Source organism: Pseudonocardia sp. MH-G8 (assembly GCF_002262885.1).
Taxonomy (GTDB): Bacteria; Actinomycetota; Actinomycetes; order Mycobacteriales; family Pseudonocardiaceae; genus Pseudonocardia.
Genome location: NZ_NKYF01000033.1, coordinates 24,126 through 43,559, shown reverse-complemented (window position 1 = coordinate 43,559; position 19,434 = coordinate 24,126). Strand labels below are relative to the sequence as shown.

Here is a 19,434-nt window from a genome sequence, read left to right as displayed (position 1 = left end):
ATCGGCAGATGGAGACCTTCGACGTCGCCGTGGTCGGGATGGGTGCTCTCGGCAGCGCCGCCGCGTACCACCTCGCCCGCAAGGGCGTGAACGTCGTGGCGTTCGAGCAGTTCGAGCTCGGGCACGTGCGCGGTGCGTCCCACGACACCTCGCGCATCCTCAGGACCTCCTACGGCAAGCCGCAGTACGTGCGCCTCGCGCGGTCGGCCTACCAGGACTGGGCCGACTTCGAGGCCGTCGCGGGGGAGAGGTTCGTGACCGTCACCGGGGGTGTGGTCTTCTGCCCGGTCGAGGGGCCCTACGCCGCCGGTGACTTCACCTCGAGCCTCGACGAGGTCGGCGTGCCCTACGAGCTCCTCGGCCCGGCGGAGGTGAACACCCGCTGGCCGCAGTTCCGGATCCCCGAGAACGTGGAGTCGATCTACACCCCGGACACCGGCATCGTGCACGCGTCCCGCTCGGTGGCCGCCCTGCAGATGCAGGCGCGGGCGCACGGCGCCGTCATCCGGGACCGAACCCCGGTGGAACGGCTGAACCCCGACGGGTCGGGCGTCGTCGTCCACACCGCGAACGGGGACGTCCGCGCGGGCAAGGTGGTGCTCGCCGCGGACGCCTGGACCAACACGCTGCTCGAACCGCTCGACGCCGCCATCCCGCTCGTGACGATGCAGGAGCAGGTCACCTACTTCAAGCCCGCGGATCCCGACGCCTTCGACCGCGACCGCTTCCCGGTGTGGATCTGGGAGGACACCTCCTGCTTCTACGGGTTCCCGACCTACGGCGAACCGACGATCAAGGCCGCCCGCGACCGCTCGGACAACCTGATGACGCCGCAGGAGCGCACCTTCGTCCCCTCGCAGGAGCTGCTCGACGAGCTGTCGTCCTTCATGGGCGCGACCATCCCCGGGAGCGGGCCTGCGCTGCGCACCGTGACGTGCCAGTACGCGATCACGCCGGACCGCCGGTTCGTGATCAGCCCGCTGGAGCAGCACCCGGACGTCATCGTGGCTCTGGGCGCGGGCCACGCCTTCAAGTTCACCCCGGCGATCGGGCGGATCCTCGCCGAGCTCGCCGTGGACGGCGGCACGGGCGAGGACATCTCCGCCTTCGCGTCGCACCTAGTGGCTGCCTCATAGTGGAAGGGATGACAGCGGTGGAGTTGCGCAACGCGCGATTGCTGGGCGGCGGCGAACCCGTCGACGTGCGGATCGACGACGGCCGGATCGTGGGGATCTCGCCCGTGGGTGCGCAGCCGCGCACGGGAGCCGAGACCGTCGACCTCGACGGTCGCATCCTGGCGCCCGGTCTGTGGGACGAGCACGTGCACTTCACGCAGTGGACGATCCGGCGGTCGCGCTTCGACCTGGGCGGCACGACGAGCGTCGAGGACGTCCTGGACCGGGTGCGCGCGGTGCTCGGCCGCGGCGGGCACCCCGCGGACGCGATCGTGACCGGTTACGGCTTCCGCGACGGCACGTGGCCCGCGCCTCCCACACTGGAGGCCCTCGACGAGGTGACCGGCCCGACACCCGTGGTGCTGATCGCCGCCGACCTGCACTGCGCGTGGCTGAACTCCGCCGCCGCCGCACGGCTCGACGCGAAGCCGGACGAATCCGGGATGCTGCGCGAGTGGGACTGGTTCGCCGTGGGCCCGAAGCTGGCCGCGGTGTCACCGCCCACGGTCGACGCGTTCCGGGAGGCGGCCGAGGCGGCGGCCCGGCGCGGCGTCGTGGGCATCGTCGAGTTCGAGAACACCGACAATCTCCTCCAGTGGCCGGAGCGTGTGGCGGCCGGGGTGGACAGCCTCCGGGTGGAGGCGTCGGTGTGGCCCCAGCGCCTCGACGACGCGATCGGACGCGGGCTGCGCACCGGGGCCGGCCTCGAGCCGCGAGGCCTGGTGAGCATGGGCCGGCTCAAGGTCGTCGTCGACGGTTCGCTGAACACGCGCACCGCCTTCTGCTGGGACCCGTACCCGGGCCTCGACCGGCACGCCCTGCACCCGTGCGGCGTCTCGAGCGTCTCGCCCGACGAGTTGCGCGAGCTGCTCGTGCGCGCGGACGCCCACGGCATCGGCGGAGCGATCCACGCCATCGGTGACCGGGCGAACACCGAGGTCATCGACACCTTCGAGCAGCTCGGGATCCCCGGGGTGATCGAGCACGCCCAGCTCGTGCGCGCCGAGGACTTCGCCCGCTTCGCCTCGCTGGGCCTGGTGGCGAGCGTGCAGCCCGAGCACGCGATGGACGACCGCGACGTCGCCGACCACCACTGGTCGGGACGCACCGACCGCGCCTTCGCCTACGCCTCGCTGCACGGGGCCGGAGCGACGCTGCGATTCGGATCGGACGCGCCGGTCGCGGTGCTGGACCCGTGGTTCGCGATCGCCGCGGCGACGAGCCGCAGCCGGGACGACCGCGCCGCCTGGCACCCCGAGCAGCGCGTGCCGCTGGACGTCGCGCTCGCCTCGAGCATGCGCGGACGGACCCGCGTGGAGGTCGGCGACGTCGCCGACCTCGCGATCCTCGACGCCGACCCGTACACCGCGTCCCCCGAGCGGCTGCGCGAGCTGCCGGTGGCGGGCACCCTGCTCGGCGGCCGCTGGACCTGGCGGGGGCTCTGACCATGGCACCCACGGTCTTCTCCGGACGCCCTCGGGGCGGCCCCACGCACAGCCGCGTCCTCATTCCTCCGAGCGACGCCGGGTGGTCGGGCGTGGCGATGATGGAGTGGGAGCTCACCGCGCAGGAGTGGAGCGACGAGCACCCGCACGACGAGTTCAACTACGTCCTCGAAGGCACGCTCATGGTCTCCTGCGACGGAGAGACGGTGGAGGTGCCCGCCGGCTCCGTGGTGCAGGTGCCCGCCGGCTCCCGGGGCCGCTACTGGGCTCCGGAGCACGCCCGCATGCTCGCCGTCTACGGCCCGAACCCGAACGCCGAGCCGAGCACGATCGTCGGGCTCCGTTCCTTGGGGACCTGACCACGCAAAGCGTTCCGATGCTCCGGTGCGTTCCGCGGAACGCACTGCTTTCAAGGTCATGCCGACGTCGTGGCGACTCGGGCGAGTCGAATAGCGTCGACGGCGGCCTTGATCAGCGAACGAGGGACATGAGCCGCACCCCTGCACGGGCAACACCGTTTAACCGCTGGTAGACGCGCCGCGGACCGATCACGGTCCGCGGCGTGACGGGCCGGCGATGCCCGCCCCCATCCGTCCACGTCGAGGAGCGTGTGCTACGGATTCCGGCGGGGTTTTTGTTCCGGGTCGATCCATTTCGGTGGGATGAATTCGGGTAACCCGTCACGGATCCGCACCACCCACCCGGAATCGTGGATCAGGCGGTGGTGGACTTTGCACAGACTCACCAGGTTGCCCAGTTCGGTGGGCCCGCCGTACTCCCACTCCCAGATGTGGTGGATTTCGCACCACGATGGTGTCCGGTCGCAGCCCGGGTGGGCGCATCCACGGTCGCGGGCGGTGACCGCCCTGCGCAACCCGTCGGGGATCACCCGGGTGGAGCGCCCCACGTCGAGGGGCTGTCCGGCGCCGTTCATGACGATGGGTACGACGGCGGCGTCGCAGGCCAGCATCCGCAACGACTCTGCGGTCATGCGGCCGCCGAAGTCGAGCATCGCCGACCGGGCGCGGGTTTCGAGGTCCTCGAGCCGGATCAACACGTTCAGGTGCGGCCGTCGCCCACCGGCGTCGGGGAGGGTGGCGTGGTCGGCGTGGGCGAGGACGAACCCGCAGGCGTCGGCGAGGGCTTCGGCCTGACGCTGCCCCGTCGATCGTTGATCATCGCGGCCGAGCGGCTTGGCCTTGGCGTCGATCACGGTGGCGATCGCGTCGAACATCGCCGCGTCGTCGAACTGACCGCTGATCGTGCCGCCCGACCCGTCGCGACGCTTACGGACCTGCAGCCGGTTGACCGGCTCCGGCGGATTGTCATCAGGCTCGGGGCCGTCCCCGTCCAGCGCCTCCAGTAACTGGGTGCCCAGCTTGCGTAGCTGTCCGGGCGAGTATTCGGCGGCCATCCCGGCCAGCTGCTCTTCCAGCCCCGCGCGTTGCCAGTCGGTGATCCGCCCGGCCTCCGCAGTGTTGAGAAGGGCGGCGATGACTTCGACATGACGCAGCCCGGCGTGCCCGGCGGCGAACGCCTTCCCCGTCGCGGGGAGGCGGGCGGGGATCACGGTGCCGTCGAGCCCGATCTGCTCGCACGCCTGCTCGGCGGCCACGACGCGGCGGCGGGCTTCGTAGGAGTCGCATCCCAGCAGGTCGGTGAGTGCGCCTTCGGGTTTGCGATAGCCACGTTCGGCGAACGTGCCGCGCCGTTGCAGGGCGGCGGTGGTGGAGACGGTGAGGTGGTCGTGTTGTCGGGACATGCCTTCACCGATGGTGAGTACCGACAGCAGTTCCGCGTCTGAGGTCAGGGGGTTTTCCGCGGCCTGCCGGAATGCGTCGAACGCCTCTTGGAGGTGTTCGTATGCGGGGGCGACTGCGGACATGCCTCCAGTTTAGTCGAACAGGTGTTCGATGGCATGGGTCTGTTCGGGTGGTTCACCGTGTGCAATAGTGAACGTTGCGCGCCGAGATGATCTCGATAGCAGAACAACGAGTGTTGGCCGCCCTTGCCGCAAACGTCTTCTGTCGGTCTATCAGAGGCGATCCTCCTCTGCCTCGTAGCCCGGGTTGCAGTGGGCGCGCCGTTCCCGGCTCGAGACTTCCTGCCCCGCCGCCGCCCGGGGTCTCACGCGCAGTGGGTCCGGCGCCGAGGTCGACCTCCGCGCCGAAGGTGGCCGGGTTGGGTACAAGCAACGAATACCGTGGTCGACCGGACAGTCGTCCCCGACGCGGGCCCAGGCCCATTCTCGACGAGTCCGCGGCGGCCGGGTCCGTGCCCACCTGGCTGTGGTGCCGTTCCCGAACCTCTCCGACAACGGCCTTGATCAGCGAACGAGGGACATGAGCCGCACCCCTGCAGCCCCTGTCCCAATCCCGCCGATCATGGGGGTCAACACGCCTCGAACCAGCCCGATGATCACCGTGAGGGGGTGGATCGGGACCATCGCAAGGTGCGTTCCGCGGAACGCGACGGCCATGATCAGCAGAAATGGTGTGGGGACGACAGATCTGTCGCCGTGGCACCACTCCTGGCGATCATGACGGCGAGCCGACGTGCGGGAAGCGGTCGCGGGGGCGGCCGGCTCACCGCGCCCTCGTCACCAGCCGCAACCGGCAGGCGAGCTCGACCGAGAAGCGGGTGTCGGGGTCGTCCAGGTCGAGGTTCAGGGTCTGCTCGATGCGGCGGATGCGGTAGTTGACCGCGTTGGGGTGCAGGGTGAGCGCGGCGGCGGCGCGGGCGAGGGAGTTGCGGGTGCTCACGTAGGCGAGCAGGGTGCGCACGGCCACCAGGCAGCGTTCGGGGCCGAGCGCGTCGAGCGGGGCGAGGACGTCGTCGAGCAGGGTGCGGCTCAGCGGGGACGCGGAGAAGTCCAGGAGCACCCGGCGCAGGCCGGTGACGTCGGTGACCACGGTGGCGCCGAGGCGCCCGCCCGCGACGGCGGACTCGGCGGCGATCCGGGCCTCCGTCGCGGACTGCCGCAGCCCCGACGCACCGTTCTGGGGCGTGCCGAGCCCGACGGTGAAGGCCCAGTCCTCTCCGGTGATCGACGAGGCGACCTCGACGACCCGGTCCACCACCTCGCGCAACCGGCGCTGCTGGTCCGGCGCGCCGGGTTCCTCGGACACCACCATCAGCAGGTCGTCGTGGAACCCGACCACGTGCCAGGTCTCGTCGTGCCCGCCGGCGGAGCGTTCGTCGACGAGCTGCAGCGCGCGCAGCTCGAGGGCGGCGAGCTGGGCGGGGGACGCGCGCCGCGTGCCGTCGCCGCGGTGCCGCGGGCTCACCCAGGCGACGGAGTGCGACAGCTGCACGGGCAGCCCGGCCCGTGCGGCGTCGACCCCGAGCGCGTCCAGGCGCGAGGACTCGGCGAGGAGCAGCTCGATGACGAGGTCGGCGCGCGAGCGGACCGGGCCGTAGCGGTCCTGCGACTCGCGGGCGACCGCGCGCGAGAGCACCGCCGCGACGACCGGGAGCGCGATCGCGGCTGCCGGGTCGCGGCGCTCGGCCACGAGCCGGCCGATCGGCACCTCCCCGATGCAGACGGCGTCGGGATCCGTCCAGCGCACGCCCGGGTCCTCCCGCACGCTCAGCCGCACCCCGAGCGCGGAGGTGGCGGCGTCCAGGAGCGCCGCCCGCACGTCGGCCGCGCCCGCTTCGGCGACCGCGCAGACCGTGGCGATGGCGTGCTCCGCGCGCGCGATGGCCTCCGCAGCACCACGCCGCACGCAGCGGTCGACGAAGACGGCGAGCTCCGACGGGGCCCCGTCGGCGGTGAGGACCGGCAGGCCGGCGCGCTCGGCGAGCACCCGCGCGGTCTCCGCGAGCGTGACGGGGGCGGCGAGGACGAGGGCGGCGACCTCGGCCGCGATGCAGCGGCGGATCGCGATGTCGATCTGGTAGGCGTGCAGCGGCGCCCCGGCACCCGGCTGCGACGTGATGACGAGGTGCCCCCGCGACGCCGTGGCGAGATCGTTGACGGCCAGCATCTGGACGCCCTCCACGACGACGCCGCCCGGATCGCCCGTGAGTACCGCGACGTCGAACCGCTCGGCCTGCTCGATGATCCCGTCGAGGGTCGCGCGGTCCTGTGCCATCAGCACAGTCTGCCGGGATTCCCTGAGTTATCAGCACATTGTCGGGGGTCACGTCCGTTCCTAGGCTCCCTCCATGAGCTCCCCGGCGCCACCGCTTCCGCGGCGCATCACCCGCGACGACGTCGCGCCGCTCGCCGCCGGTGCCGCGATCTTCGGTACGGGCGGTGGCGGCGCCGTGCACACGGCGCGGCTCGCGGCCGAGTCCGCGATCGACCGGCACGGGCCGGTGCGGCTCGTGGGGGTCGACGAGCTCGGGCCGGACGACGCTGTGATCGCCATGTCGGGCATCGGCGCCCCGTCGGTCGGCATCGAGATGCTCGGCGCGAGCGCGCAGGCCTCGACCCTGCTGCGCGAGGTCGAGCGGCTGATCGGACGCCCGGTGACCGTGGTCATGGCCACCGAGATCGGCGGCGGCAACGGCGTCGCGCCGGTCGGCTGGGCCGCGGACATGGGGCTCGCCGTGCTCGACGCGGACGGGATGGGCCGGGCGTTCCCGGAGGCGACGATGGTCGCGATGAACGTCGCGGGCCGGTCGCGCGACTTCGTGGTCCTGACCGACGTCGTCGGCAACGTCAGCGCGCTCCGCACGCTCGACTTCGCCTGGCTGGAACGCCACGCCCGCGCCTTCACGGTCGCCGCCGGGGGCATCGCGCTCGGTGCGCACCACCTGGCCGACCCGAAGGGCGCCGTCATCGAGGGGACCGTCAGCCGCGCGATCGGCGTCGGGCGACGGCTGCTGCATTCCGCGGACCCGGTGGTGGACACCGCCGACGAGCTCGGCGCGACGATCGTCGTCGCCGGCAAGGTGATCGACATCGAGCGGCGGACCGACGGTGGCTTCACGCGCGGCTCGGCGACCGTCGAGGGCATCGGCGAGGACCGCGGGCGCCTCGTGCGCGTGGAGATCCAGAACGAGAACCTGGTGGTCATCGAGGACGGGGCGGTCACGGTGAGCGTGCCGGACCTCATCACGGTCGTGGACTCCGAGACCGGGGAGGCCATCTCCACCGAGCTGCTGCGGTTCGGCCAGCGCGTCAGCGTGCTGGCCTGGGCGTGCGACCCGCTCTGGCGCACCGAACGGGGCGTCGAGCTGACCGGTCCGCGGGCGTTCGGCTACGACCTCGACTACGCGCCCTTCGGCGCGGTCGCGGCGGGGGCCGCGCGATGAACGCCGCACCGATCAACAGCGGCCGCGACCTCTCCGTCGGCGTGGACGTCGGCGGCACCAACACCGACGCGGTCGTGCTCGACGGCGCCGGCGGCGTCGTCGCCTGGACGAAGCAGCCGACCACGGCGGACGTCACCGGCGGTGTCCGCGCCGCGCTCGCCGCCGTGCTGCACGACATCGGCGAGCGGCGTCACCAGGTCTCCCGCGTCATGCTCGGCACCACCCACGCGACGAACGCGATCGTGCGCCGCCGCGACCTGGGCCGCGTCGCCGTGGTGCGCCTCGGCGCACCGGCGTCGACCGGTTACCCCCCGCTGGTCGGCTGGCCCGCCGACCTGCGCGACACCGTGCTCGCGGGCGCCCTGCTCGCCGGCGGCGGGCACCTCGTCGACGGTCATCCGATCTCGCCGCTCGATCCCGGCGCCATCCGCCGCTTCCTCGACGGGCTCGAGGGCCGCTTCGACGCGGTCGCGGTGTGCGGGATCTTCGGCCCGTCGTTCCCGGAGCAGGAACTCGAGGTCGCGGCGCTCGTGCACGACCACGTCGGGGTCGATGTGCCGGTGTCGCTGAGCCACGAGGTCGGCGCGCTCGGGCTGCTGGAGCGCGAGAACGCGACCGTGCTCAACGCCGCCCTGCACCGCGTCGCCCGGGACGTCACGAACGCCCTGGTCACCGTCGTCGACGAGGAGGGCCTCGACGCGGCGCCGTTCTTCGCCCAGAACGACGGCACGCTCATGGCGCTCGACTACGCCGCCCGCTACCCGGTGCTCACCATCGGCTCCGGGCCCGCCAACTCGATCCGCGGCGCCGCCCGGCTCTCCGGCGCGGACGACGCGATCATCGTGGACGTCGGGGGCACCACCAGCGACCTCGGTGTGCTGACCGGCGCCTTCCCGCGGGAGTCGACGTTGCCACGCGAGATCGGCGGCGTGCGCACCAACTTCCGGATGCCCGACATCCTGAGCCTCGGCCTGGGTGGCGGCTCGATCGTCGACCTCGAGCGCGGCGTGCCGCTCACGGACTCGGTCGGCCACCGCATCAGCACGGAGGCCCTGCTGTTCGGCGGTCCGACCGCGACGCTCACCGACGCCGCCGCGGTCGGCGCGCCCGCCACGATCCCGGGCCACGCCCTCCCGACGCTCGACGCCGCCACCGGCGCCGCTCTCGGGCGCGCTCTGCAGGTGGCGCACGACCGCATCGAGTCCGCCGTGGAGCGGATGTCGTTGGGCCGCGTCGGGTTGCCGCTCGTGGTCGTCGGGGGCGGCGGCTTCCTGGTGCCGGACACGGTCTCCGGTGCGAGCGAGGTGGTGCGGCCGCAGCGCGGCGACGTCGCCAACGCGGTCGGGGCCGCGATCGCGCTCGCCGGCGGCCGCGCCGACCAGCTGTGCGACGTCGCCGACCGGTCCGCCGCCATCGACGCCGCGAGCCGCCAGGCCGTCGACCGCGCCATCCAGGCGGGGGCCGACCCGCGCGCCGTCGAGGTCGTCGACGTGCTCGAGACGCCGATCTCCTACAGCACCCGCCCGACGCTGAAGGTCTCGGTCAAGGCCGCCGGGCCGCTCGCCCGGATCGAACGGACCAGCTCACCCGCGCTGTCGGCGACGAAGGGCACACCATCATGAGGAGCAGGGCCCGCGCGGCAGTCGTGGCCGTCACCTCGGCCGCCGCGATCGCGCTCACCGGGTGCGGCGCGGTGTTCTCCCAGCCCTCGGGCGGCGGCACCGGCGAGCCGGCCTCGGGCGCCACGTTCACCGTCGCGCTGAACGACGACCCGGGCAACCTCTCGCCGCTCACCGGTGTCTCGCTCGTCCAGCGCGGGCTGGTGCCCTACGGCTACGAGTCGCTGGCCTACACCACCGCCGACGGGGAGATCATCCCGTGGCTCGCCGAGAGTTGGCAGGAGACGCCGACCTCGATCACCTACGCGCTGAAGCCGGGGATCACCTGCGCCGACGGCACCCCGTTCACCGCGCAGACCGCGGCCGCGAACATCGCCTACCAGGCCGACCCGGCGCACGGCACGTTCTGGCACGGCTCGAACATCACCGCGGGCATGACCGCCACGGCCGAGGGCGCCAACCTCACGATCACCAGCCCGACGAGCAACCCGTTCCTGCTGGCGAGCACCGGCGCGGTCGAGATGGTCTGCCAGGCGGGGCTCGACGACCCCGAGTCGCTCGCCGACACGACGAACGGCACCGCGCTCTACCGGCTCACGGCGGCCACGCCCGGGTCGACCTACACCTACACCAGGCGCGAGGGATACACCTGGGGCCCCGACGGCGTCACGAGCGACACCCCGGGGCTGCCCGACGAGATCGTCGGTCGCGTCGTCACGGACGAGGCGACCGCGACGAACCTCCTGCTCTCCGGCGAGCTGAACGCCGCCTCCATCGCCGGCGCCGACCGGCAGCGCATCGAGGCCGCCGGGCTGGGGTCGGTGGGCGTGCTCAACCCGATCGGCGAGATGCTGTTCAACGAGCGTCCCGACCGCCCGACCGCCGACGAGCGCGTGCGCCGCGCCCTCACGCTCGCCCTCGACCGCGCCGCCGTCGGCGAGCTGGTGACCGACGGCGACCACGTCGAATCGGTCTCGCTGGTCAACAAGACGCCACTGACCTGCGTGGCGGGCGGCCCGCTCTGGGAGCTCCCGGCCACGGACGTGGCCGCCGCGAACGGGCTGCTCGACGAGGCCGGCTGGGTGCGCGGACCCGACGGGCTGCGGTCGAAGGACGGGCAGCCGCTTGCCATCCGCTTCCTCTACGACGGCGGCACCCCGTCGCACGGGGCGGCGGCCGAGGAGGTGGCGCAGGAGTGGAACGCGCTCGGCATCACCACCGAGCTGGTGGCCGAGGACCCGGCGGGCTGGTCGACCGACCTCTACCAGAGCTACGACTGGGACACCGGATTCATCCAGCTCACGCCCAGCAGTCCGGTCGTGCTGAGCCTGTTCTTCCTCGGCGGGACCTCGGAGAACGGGGGGTACAACTTCATGGCGGTCGACAACCCGGAGTACGAGGCGCTCGCCCAGCAGGCGTTCACGGCCGGCTCCTCCGAGCAGGCCTGCGGGCTGTGGCAGCAGGCCGAGCGCGAGCTCGTCGACCGCGTGGACGTGTTCCCGCTCGCCGAGACCCGCACGCCCACGTACATGAGCGGCGCGACGTTCGAGATGCCGGGCTCGATCGCCCCCACCTCGATCCGGATGCTGGGCTGACGCCGTGACGGGCCCGTCGACGGCGCCGGTCACCCCGCTCCCCACGCCGTCTCCCGGCGCGCGCAGGGGCCCCGGGTGGGACTCGCCCCGGGCGGCGTTCGTGGCGCGGCGGCTCGCCCGCGCGGGCGTCTGCATCGCCGTGGTGCTCGTCGCCACGTTCTTCCTGGTGCAACTGGTGCCGGGCGACCCGGTGCGGGCCGCGCTCGGGCCGACGGCCCCGCCCGAGACGGTGGAGGCGCTGCGCGTCCAGCTCGGGCTCGACCGGCCGATCGGCGAGCAGTTCGGCCGCTACCTCGGCGGGCTGGTCACCGGCGACCTCGGGGTGTCGGTCACCTCGCAGCGGCCGGTCACCGCGATCCTCGCCGAGCGGCTGCCGACCACCCTGCTGCTCGCCGTCGCGTCGTTCCTCGTGGCCGCGGTCGGCGCCTTCCCGATCGGCGTCGCGACCGCCGTCTCCGCCTACGGCGGCCGCCACCGGCCGCTGGACCTCGCGGCCTCCGGGCTGCTGGGCGTGCTCGTCGCGGTGCCGAACTTCCTGCTCGCGGTGCTGCTCATCGCCGTCTTCAGCGTCGGCCTCGGCATGCTCCCGCCGGCCGGGTGGGCGGGGCCGGTCCACGCGGTGCTGCCCGTCCTCGCGCTGGCGGCCGGGCCGCTGGCCTACCTCGCGCGCATCGTGCACGTCGAGATGCTGCGGGTGCTGGCCGCGCCCTACCTCACCACGGCGCGCAGCAAGCGCCTCCCGGCGCGCCTGCTGTACGCGCGGCACGCGCTGCCCAACATCGTCACCGCGAGCCTCACCGCGGGCGGCGTCGTGCTGACCGGCCTGGTCGCGGGCACGGTGCTCGTCGAGACCGTCTTCGTGATCCCCGGCATCGGTTCGACGATCGTCTCGTCCATCGCCACCCGCGACTACCCGCTCATCCAGGGCCTCGTGCTCGTCTACGCCGCCCTCGTCCTGGCCGCCAACCTGTTCATCGACCTCGCGCTGGCCGTGCTGGACCCGCGGTCCGCGATCGCGGAGGCGTGATCATGTCGACGACATCCGCACTGCGCCGCACCCTGCTCACCCCGCAGGGGATCGCCGTACTGGCAGGCCTGCTCGTCGTCACCCTCGTCGCCGTGTTCGGCGAGGCGCTCTTCGGCGACGCGGCGACCGCGCGCAACATCGCGGAGCGCCAGTCCCCGGCGAGCCTCGCGCACCCCTTCGGCACCGACGAGCTCGGCCGCGACCTGCTGGCCCGCGTGCTGGTGGCGACCCGGCTTTCGGTGCTGCTGACCCTCGGTGCCACGGCCATGTCGGTGGTCGGTGGGGTCCTGCTCGGGGTGGTTGCGGCGCTGCTGCCGCGGGTGGCGCGGCGTCTGGTCGGGGGGCTCATCGACGTGCTGCTGTCCTTCCCCTGGCTGCTGCTCGCGCTGTTCTTCTCGGTGATCTGGGGCGCGACGGCGACCGGGGCGATGCTGGCCGTCGGCGTCGCGGGCATACCGGTGTTCGCCCGCCTGGTCACCACGCTGGCGTCGTCGGTGGCGAGCGCCGAGTACGTGCACGCCGCCCGGATGCTCGGCAGCTCACCGCTGCGCACGGCCGCCCGCCACGTGCTGCCGAACATCGTGCCGCCGCTGGTCGTGAACACGGCGACGCACGCATCGGTCACGCTGCTGTCCTTCGCCGCGCTGTCGTTCCTCGGCCTCGGCGTGCAGGCACCCGAGTTCGACTGGGGGCGGTTGCTCAACGAGGGATCGCAGCGGATCTACCTCGCGCCGATGGCGGCGATCGGCCCGGGGATCGCGATCGTTCTCACCGGCGTGGTCTTCGCGCTGCTGGGCGAGCTGCTCAGCGAACGCGGCGGTCGCCGCAGGCCGGTGCGGGCGGTCCGCCCGCCCGCGGCCGCGGAGCCGGACGAACCCCTCGAGAAGGGGGCCGTGGTCGACGTCGCCGCGCTGCGCGTCGCGTTCCGCACGCCCGGTGGCGGGCTCGTCGAGCGGGTGCACGGCGTGGACCTGCACGTCGACGACGGCGAGGTCGTGGGCATCGTCGGGGAGTCGGGATCGGGCAAGTCGGTCACGGCGATGGCCGTGGCGGGGCTGCTGGGCCCGGACGCGCTCGTCACGAGCGACCGGCTGCGGTTCCGCGGCATCGACATGGCGCGCCCGCTCGGCGCCGCGGACCGCCGGACGCTGGGGCTCGAGCAGGCCATGGTCTTCCAGGACCCCCAGAGCAGCATGAACCCGGCGCTGCCGGTCGGGCTCCAGCTGCGCGAGGCGAGCGAGACGCACGCCCGGACACCGCGACCGGACGCCCTGCGCCGGGCCGTGGAGATGTTGCGGCTCGTGCGCATCCCCGAGCCGGAACAGCGCCTGCGCCGGCTGCCGCACGAGTTCTCGGGCGGGATGCGCCAGCGGGCGATGATCGCGATGGGGCTGATGGGCTCACCCCGGCTCATCATCGCCGACGAGCCCACCACCGCCCTCGACGTCACCGTGCAGCGGCAGGTGCTGCGGGCCCTGCGCGACGCGCAGCGCACGACCGGCGCGGCGATCCTGCTCATCTCGCACGACATCGCGCTCGTCAGCGGCTTCTGCGACCGCGTCGTGGTGATGCGCGGGGGCGTCGTGGTCGAGGAGCTCGACGCGCGCCGGCTGCACGAGGCGCGCCACCCTTACAGCCGCGGGCTCATCGCCTGCGTGCCCGACCTGACGACCGACCGCTCCCGCCCGCTTCCCGTGCTCGAGGAGGCCGGCGAGTCCCCCTCCGGCCCGCTGCTCGAGGAGGCCCGGGCATGAGTGAACTCGCGTTCCGCGACGTGCGGGTCGCCTACGGCCGGGGCCGGCGGGCGCAGCTCGCCGTCGACGGCGTCGACCTCACCGTGCGGACGGGCACCACCCACGGGCTCGTCGGCGAGTCCGGGTCGGGCAAGTCGACGCTCGCGCGCGCAGCCGTCGGCATGGCGACGGTGTCCGCCGGCACGATCACCCTCGACGGTGCCGACCTCATGAGGCGGGCACCGGCGCGTCGGCGGGTCCAGATGGTGTTCCAGGACCCGCTCGCCGCCCTCGACCCGCGGATGCCGGTGGGGCTCTCGGTCGCGGAGGGCCTGCTCGCGACCGGGCAGCGGCTCACCCGGGCGGACCGGGAGGCGCGGGTGCGCGCGCTGCTGGAGCGGGTGCACGTCGACCCCGGGCGCGCGGGCGAGCTGCCCGCGTCCTTCTCCGGCGGGCAGCGGCAGCGCATCACGATCGCTCGGGCGCTCGCGGCCGACCCGGCGGTCCTGGTCGCCGACGAGATCACCTCCGCCCTCGACGTGTCGGTGCAGGGAGTGGTGCTGAACCTGCTGCGCGAGCTGCAGGACGAGCTCGCGCTCACGATGCTGTTCATCTCCCACAACCTGGCCGTGGTGCGCTACGTCAGCGACGAGGTGAGCGTGATGCGCGCGGGGCGCATCGTCGAGCACGGGCCCACCGGGACGGTGCTCGCCGCCCCCACCGACGACTACACGTCCGAGCTGCTCCGGTCCGTGCCGGTCATGGGACGGCCCCTCGACCTGGAGGACGACCTGGAGGACGCCGTCGATGCGTAGCAATCCGGCCTACGCCCTCACGGATCCCGGCGAGGTGCGCGCGCTGATCCGGGCGCACCCGTGGGCGGTGATGGCCAGCGCCACGCCCGACGGGCTCGTTGTCTCGCACTACCCCTTCCTGATAGACGAAGGCACGGACGGTCTCGTCCTGCTGAGCCACGTCGGCCGCCCGGACGAGCGCGCTCACCGGCTCGGTGAGTCGGAGGTCGTGGTCGTGTTCTCCGGCCCGCACGGCTACGTCTCGCCGAGCTGGTACGGGGTCGACCGCGCGGCGCCCACCTGGAACTTCGCGGTCGTGCACGCCTACGGCACCCCGGAGCTGCTCTCCGACGCCGAGAACCTCGCCGTGCTGGAACGGCTCGTCGACCGGTTCGAGGACCCGCTGCCCACGCCGTTCCGCCTGCGCGCCACCCCCGAGAACGCCGCCTACGCCGAGCGGACCGCGCGCGGCACCGCCGGCTTCCGGCTGCCGGTCACCCGCATCGAGGCGAAGGACAAGATGAGCCAGGACAAGCCCGCCGAGGTCGTCGACCGCGTCCTCGCCGCCCTCGACGCTCCGGGCCCGTACCGCAATCCGGCGTTGGCGCAGCGGATGCGCCGCGCTGCACGCGGCTAGGAAGGGACCGACGACATGCCGTACGCGAAGGCCGACGGGATCGAGATCTTCTACGACGTGACGGGGGAGACCACCGACCCCGTCGTCGTGCTCATCGCAGGCGGCGGCGCACAGCTGATCGCGTGGCACGAGGACCTCGTCGCGCTCCTGGTGGCCGAGGGCTTCCGGGTGGTGCGGATCGACAACCGCGACACCGGCTACTCGCAGCGCTTCGGCGGTCGCGAGGACGTCGACGGTGGCTACGACCTCTCCGACATGGGCGACGACGTCGTCCGGGTGCTCGACGACCTCGGCGCGGCGGCCGGTCACCTCGTGGGGCACTCGATGGGCGCGATGATCGCGCAGATGGTCGCGATCGAGCACCCCGAGCGGGTGCGCAGCCTCGGGCTGCTCAGCTCCATCCCGGGGCGGGACCCGCGCTACATCCTGCACGGCGAGCGCGAGGAGCTGCGGGTCGTGCCGCCGCGGCGCACGCGCGAGGAGGTCGTGGCGGCGGCGTCCGGGGCGTTCCGGCCGAGCGTTCCCCAGCGTTACCGCTGGCAGGAGGAGTGGATGGTCTGGGCGGCCGGGGAGGCCTACGACCGCGGCTACGCCCCCGAGGGGTACGTGCGGCAGTGGGCGGCGCTGCGGCGCGCCCCCGAGCGGCTCGAGCGCCTGCGCGCGGTGACCGTCCCGACGCTCGTGCTGCACGGCCGCGACGACGACGTGCTGCACTGGTGCGCCGCGGTCGACACCGCCGAGGCGATCCCCGGCGCGGAACTGCAGATCCACCCCGACATGGGCCACCTCGTCCCGTGGGAGCTGTGGCCGGACCTGGTGGCGGCGATCGCGCGCACGGCGCGCCGCGGCGAGGAGCTCGCGACCGGGACCTGAACCCCGGTGTCACTCGAACGGGCGGTTGTTTCGCAGGCTCCCGTGAATCCGTAGCGTTCGTCGCCGGCCGTCCGACACTGGTTGCACGAGGGCGGGCCCGGGGAGTCGAAAATGATCATGCTGCTGGCGCAGTCGATGGGTGTCGACATCACGCCGATGATCCGGTTCATGTTCGTCTGCTTCGAAGCCTTCTCGGTCGGCGTGGTCGTCCTCCGGATCGTCGATGCGGTACGGCGGCCGCGGTTGGCGGATCTCGCGGCCGAACGTCGGGAGCGGTGGGAAGCGGCGTATGCGGCTCCCTCCGGTCACGCGACCGAGCTGGACGACGACTGACGGCGAGCCACTCAGCGGAACGTCGCCTTCCAGCCCGCGGTGCGCAGCCCGCTCTCCGCGCGCCAACGAGCGATCACCTGTGACAGGCGTGCGCGGTCCTGCGCGTAGGTGGGGTCGTTCCAGAGGTTCTTCTGCTCCCACGGGTCGGCTGCCAGGTCGAACAGCTGCCCGTCGGTGTCGTCGACGAACTCGACGAGCTTCAGGGTCTCGTCGCGCACCATGGTCATGAGCTCGGTCTTCTGCAGGATCATGTCCTTCGCGTGCTCGGAGAAGACGTACTCGCGGCCCTGCCACTGCTCGCCGTGCAGGGCCGGGACCAGGGAGCGCGCCTCCATCCACCCCGGCGGCTCCAGGCCGGCCAGTTCGAGGATCGTCGGGCCGAGGTCCATCAGCGCGGTCAGGCCGTCGAGGACCTGACCGGCGACCACGCCGGGGCCGGCGATGATGGCGGGCACCCGCACGCTCGGTTCGTACATCGACCACTTCTGGATGTGGCCGTGGTCGTTGAGGCAGTCGCCGTGGTCGGAGGTGAAGATCACGACGGTGTCGTCGAGGACGCCGCGACGTTCCAGGGCGTCGACCAGGACGCCGACCTGCTCGTCGATCATGGAGACGTTCGCCAGGTAGTGCGTGCGTTGGCGGCGCAGCTGTTCCTCGGTGGGGTGTTCGAGGTGCACGACGGCGTCGTGGTCGACCTCGAGGTTGTCCCGGCGCAGGTCCTTCAGCGCGTAGGGCTGGCTCGCGCGGTCCTCCTCCGAGTCGTGGGGGAGCGGCACGTCCACGTCGGCGAACCTGTCGAGGTGCTCCTGAGTGGGGTCGTACGGGGGATGCGGGCCGGGAAAGCCGACCTGCAGGAAGAACGGTTCCGCGCCGGGGTACACGTCGAGCCAGTGCGCGGCGAGTCCGCCGACGAAGTTGTCGGCGTGCAGGTCGTCGGGCGCGTCCCAGACGAACGCGCCGAGCCGGTCGCGGTAGTCCGGCATCGCGCGGTACTTCGTGGCCCGGTCCGGCTTGACCAGCCCGCGGGCGTGGAACGCCTTGTCCCACTCGTCGAGGAAGAACGGCAGCTTCGGGTTGGACCGGTCCTTGTTCTCCACCACGTGACGCTCGTGGAAGCCGACGGGCGCGGTGTAGGGGAACGTGTGCATCTTGCCCACGTTCACGCACCGGTAGCCGGACTCGTTGAGCCGCTCGACCCACGAGTGCCGCCACGGGTCGTTGTTGCGCAGCACGCCGGTGGTGTGCGGGTAGAGCCCGGTGAACAGGCTCGCCCGCGACGGGGCGCACGACGGCGCGGTCACGTAGGTCCGGGTGAACGCCGTGCCGCGCGCCACCAGCCGGTCCAGGTTCGGTGTGATCGCGTGCTCGTGCCCGAGCGCGGCGATCGTGTCGAACCGCTGCTGGTCGGTGATGACGAAGACGATGTTGGGTCGCCCGTCGGGCATGGGGTTTCCTTCCTGCGCCTGGTCAGGTGTGTGGGCCGTGTTCGTCGCCTGCGGTCCGGTCGATGATCGTGCGCATCAGCGCCGCGGCCCGGTCGCCGTCGTGCCGCGCGACGGCCTCGGCCACGGCGAGGTGCAGTTCGACGTCGTGCGGCACCGCGTGGTCGGGACGATCGGGGCGGTGGGCGCGTTCGCGCAGCGCCTCGTCCACCACGGCCTGCAGGCGTACGAACATCGCATTGCCGGACATGGCGAGCACGAGGCCGTGCAACCGCCGGTCGGCGACGAGGAACTCCTCGGCGCCCTGGGACGTGGCGAGGTGCGCGGCGGCCTCGCGCAGGTGCTCGACCTGGTCGGGCGCGGGCCGGTGGGCGGCCAGCCGGGCCGCCTCCGGCTCGACCGCCCGGCGCAGCGCGCGCAGCTCGGCCAGCTGGGCCGCCCGCTCCGGCGAGGCGAGGCGCCAGCGGATCACCAGCGGGTCCAGCACGTTCCACGTCGCCCGCGGCAGCACCTTCACCCCGACCCGGCGCCCGGCGCTGATCATGCCCAGCGCACCGAGCACGCGCAGGGCCTCCCGCACGATGCTGCGCGAGGCGCCGGTGCGCCCCGTCAGCCCCTCCACGGTGTCGGTGTGGCCCTCGGGCAACGCCCCGCTGACGATCGCGGAGCCGATCGCGTGCAGCACGCGGTCGTAGGTGCTGGCGTGCCCACCGGCCCCGCCGGTCACCGCTGCGAGATCGGCGAGACGACGAGCTCGTCCACGCGCACGTGGGCCGGCGTGTCCAGCACGTACTGCACGGCAGCCGCGATGTCCTCGGGCGTGAGCATCACGGCGCGCGCCGCGGCGTCGGGCACGGACGGGCGCTGCTCCAGGAAGTCCGTGGCGACGTCGCCGGGGCACAGGTGGCAGGCGCGCACGCCGTGCTCGGCTTCCTGGTCGTTGATCGACTTGGTGAGCGAACCGAGCGCGGTCTTGCTGGCGCTGTAGGCGACGCCGGCGCCCGGCGAGAACCGCCATCCCGCGACGGACGAGATCATCACGATCTTGCCCCCCGTGGCGCGCAGGTCGGGCAGCGCGGCGTCGACCACCCGCGCGGCGGCGGTGAGGTTGGTGCGCACGATGTCGTCGAACACGTCCATGTCCTGGTCGGACCAGCTCCGCTGCCGGCTGTTGCGCCCCGCCGACAGCACCACGGCGTCGAGGCGGCCGAATGTGTCGAGCACCGCCTGCCGGGCGGCGGCGACGGCCGCCGGGTCCTGCACGTCGACCGGGAGGGCGAGCGCGCGTCCGCCGTCGCGCGCGATCCCGCCGGCCACGTCGTCCAGCGGCTCGGGTCGCCGGCCGCTGACGGCCACCGCCCACCCCCGTGCCGCCGCCGAGCGGGCTACGGCTGCGCCCATCCCGGTACCGCCGCCCGTCACCCACACCACGTGCTCGTCGTCCATCGCCGCCTCCGCCCTCGGTTGGCCACGAATAGTATGCTTATTGCCTCCGG

The 19,434-nt window shown here is 73.0% G+C and carries 17 protein-coding genes; 12 read left to right on the top strand and 5 right to left on the bottom strand.

Annotated elements, in window-relative coordinates:
- Nucleotides 1–8 precede the first annotated feature (8 nt).
- Genes solA through CFP66_RS40875 form a run of 3 tightly spaced genes read left to right on the top strand, consistent with a single transcriptional unit; the run spans nt 9 to nt 2,979 of the window.
- Nucleotides 9–1,136: an N-methyl-L-tryptophan oxidase gene (gene solA, locus CFP66_RS40885; RefSeq protein WP_094930747.1), complete on the top strand. Its 1,128-nt coding sequence runs from the start codon at nt 9–11 to the stop codon at nt 1,134–1,136.
- 8 nt (nt 1,137–1,144) lie between these two features.
- Complete coding sequence (locus tag CFP66_RS40880) at nt 1,145–2,620, top strand: amidohydrolase (RefSeq protein ID WP_094930746.1); 1,476 nt, start codon at nt 1,145–1,147, stop codon at nt 2,618–2,620.
- Nucleotides 2,621–2,622: 2 nt separating this feature from the next.
- On the top strand, nt 2,623–2,979 hold the full coding sequence (locus CFP66_RS40875) for a cupin domain-containing protein (RefSeq protein WP_094930745.1): 357 nt from the start codon (nt 2,623–2,625) through the stop codon (nt 2,977–2,979).
- A 254-nt stretch (nt 2,980–3,233) separates the two neighbouring features.
- On the opposite strand, the gene CFP66_RS40870 is transcribed toward CFP66_RS40875, so the two are convergent.
- Nucleotides 3,234–4,505, bottom strand: coding sequence for an HNH endonuclease signature motif containing protein (locus CFP66_RS40870; RefSeq protein ID WP_094930744.1), 1,272 nt, complete (start codon nt 4,503–4,505; stop codon nt 3,234–3,236).
- 700 nt (nt 4,506–5,205) lie between these two features.
- Nucleotides 5,206–6,717, bottom strand: coding sequence for a CdaR family transcriptional regulator (locus CFP66_RS40865; RefSeq protein WP_094930743.1), 1,512 nt, complete (start codon nt 6,715–6,717; stop codon nt 5,206–5,208).
- 73 nt (nt 6,718–6,790) lie between these two features.
- On the opposite strand from CFP66_RS40865, the gene CFP66_RS40860 reads away from it, so the two are divergent.
- From CFP66_RS40860 to CFP66_RS40820, 9 genes are all read left to right on the top strand, one after another.
- Nucleotides 6,791–7,885 (top strand): DUF917 domain-containing protein, encoded by a 1,095-nt coding sequence (locus CFP66_RS40860; RefSeq protein ID WP_094930742.1) that lies wholly within the window; start codon nt 6,791–6,793, stop codon nt 7,883–7,885.
- Complete coding sequence (locus CFP66_RS40855; RefSeq protein WP_094930741.1) at nt 7,882–9,507, top strand: hydantoinase/oxoprolinase N-terminal domain-containing protein; 1,626 nt, start codon at nt 7,882–7,884, stop codon at nt 9,505–9,507. The genes CFP66_RS40860 and CFP66_RS40855 overlap by 4 nt, the downstream gene beginning before the upstream one ends.
- Nucleotides 9,504–11,099 (top strand): ABC transporter substrate-binding protein, encoded by a 1,596-nt coding sequence (locus CFP66_RS40850; RefSeq protein ID WP_094930740.1) that lies wholly within the window; start codon nt 9,504–9,506, stop codon nt 11,097–11,099. The genes CFP66_RS40855 and CFP66_RS40850 overlap by 4 nt, the downstream gene beginning before the upstream one ends.
- Nucleotides 11,100–11,103: 4 nt before the next feature.
- Nucleotides 11,104–12,126: an ABC transporter permease gene (locus tag CFP66_RS40845; RefSeq protein ID WP_198962015.1), complete on the top strand. Its 1,023-nt coding sequence runs from the start codon at nt 11,104–11,106 to the stop codon at nt 12,124–12,126.
- 2 nt (nt 12,127–12,128) lie between these two features.
- Nucleotides 12,129–13,880: a dipeptide/oligopeptide/nickel ABC transporter permease/ATP-binding protein gene (locus tag CFP66_RS40840; protein ID WP_094930739.1), complete on the top strand. Its 1,752-nt coding sequence runs from the start codon at nt 12,129–12,131 to the stop codon at nt 13,878–13,880.
- Nucleotides 13,877–14,674 (top strand): ABC transporter ATP-binding protein, encoded by a 798-nt coding sequence (locus tag CFP66_RS40835; RefSeq protein WP_094930738.1) that lies wholly within the window; start codon nt 13,877–13,879, stop codon nt 14,672–14,674. The genes CFP66_RS40840 and CFP66_RS40835 overlap by 4 nt, the downstream gene beginning before the upstream one ends.
- Nucleotides 14,667–15,290 carry an FMN-binding negative transcriptional regulator gene (locus CFP66_RS40830; RefSeq protein ID WP_094930737.1) on the top strand — a complete coding sequence of 208 codons (624 nt, stop codon included), beginning with the start codon at nt 14,667–14,669 and terminating at the stop codon, nt 15,288–15,290. The genes CFP66_RS40835 and CFP66_RS40830 overlap by 8 nt, the downstream gene beginning before the upstream one ends.
- A 15-nt stretch (nt 15,291–15,305) precedes the next feature.
- On the top strand, nt 15,306–16,163 hold the full coding sequence (locus CFP66_RS40825; protein ID WP_094930736.1) for an alpha/beta fold hydrolase: 858 nt from the start codon (nt 15,306–15,308) through the stop codon (nt 16,161–16,163).
- Nucleotides 16,164–16,280: 117 nt separating this feature from the next.
- Nucleotides 16,281–16,496: a hypothetical protein gene (locus CFP66_RS40820; RefSeq protein WP_143517554.1), complete on the top strand. Its 216-nt coding sequence runs from the start codon at nt 16,281–16,283 to the stop codon at nt 16,494–16,496.
- Between the two features lie 11 nt (nt 16,497–16,507).
- On the opposite strand, the gene CFP66_RS40815 is transcribed toward CFP66_RS40820, so the two are convergent.
- The 3 genes from CFP66_RS40815 to CFP66_RS40805 are packed head-to-tail and all read right to left on the bottom strand — an operon-like array spanning nt 16,508 to nt 19,384.
- Complete coding sequence (locus tag CFP66_RS40815) at nt 16,508–17,941, bottom strand: sulfatase (RefSeq protein WP_094930734.1); 1,434 nt, start codon at nt 17,939–17,941, stop codon at nt 16,508–16,510.
- A gap of 22 nt (nt 17,942–17,963) precedes the next feature.
- Nucleotides 17,964–18,665 carry a FadR/GntR family transcriptional regulator gene (locus CFP66_RS40810; protein ID WP_094930733.1) on the bottom strand — a complete coding sequence of 234 codons (702 nt, stop codon included), beginning with the start codon at nt 18,663–18,665 and terminating at the stop codon, nt 17,964–17,966.
- Nucleotides 18,662–19,384, bottom strand: coding sequence for an SDR family oxidoreductase (locus CFP66_RS40805; protein ID WP_094930732.1), 723 nt, complete (start codon nt 19,382–19,384; stop codon nt 18,662–18,664). The genes CFP66_RS40810 and CFP66_RS40805 overlap by 4 nt, the downstream gene beginning before the upstream one ends.
- Nucleotides 19,385–19,434 lie beyond the last annotated feature (50 nt).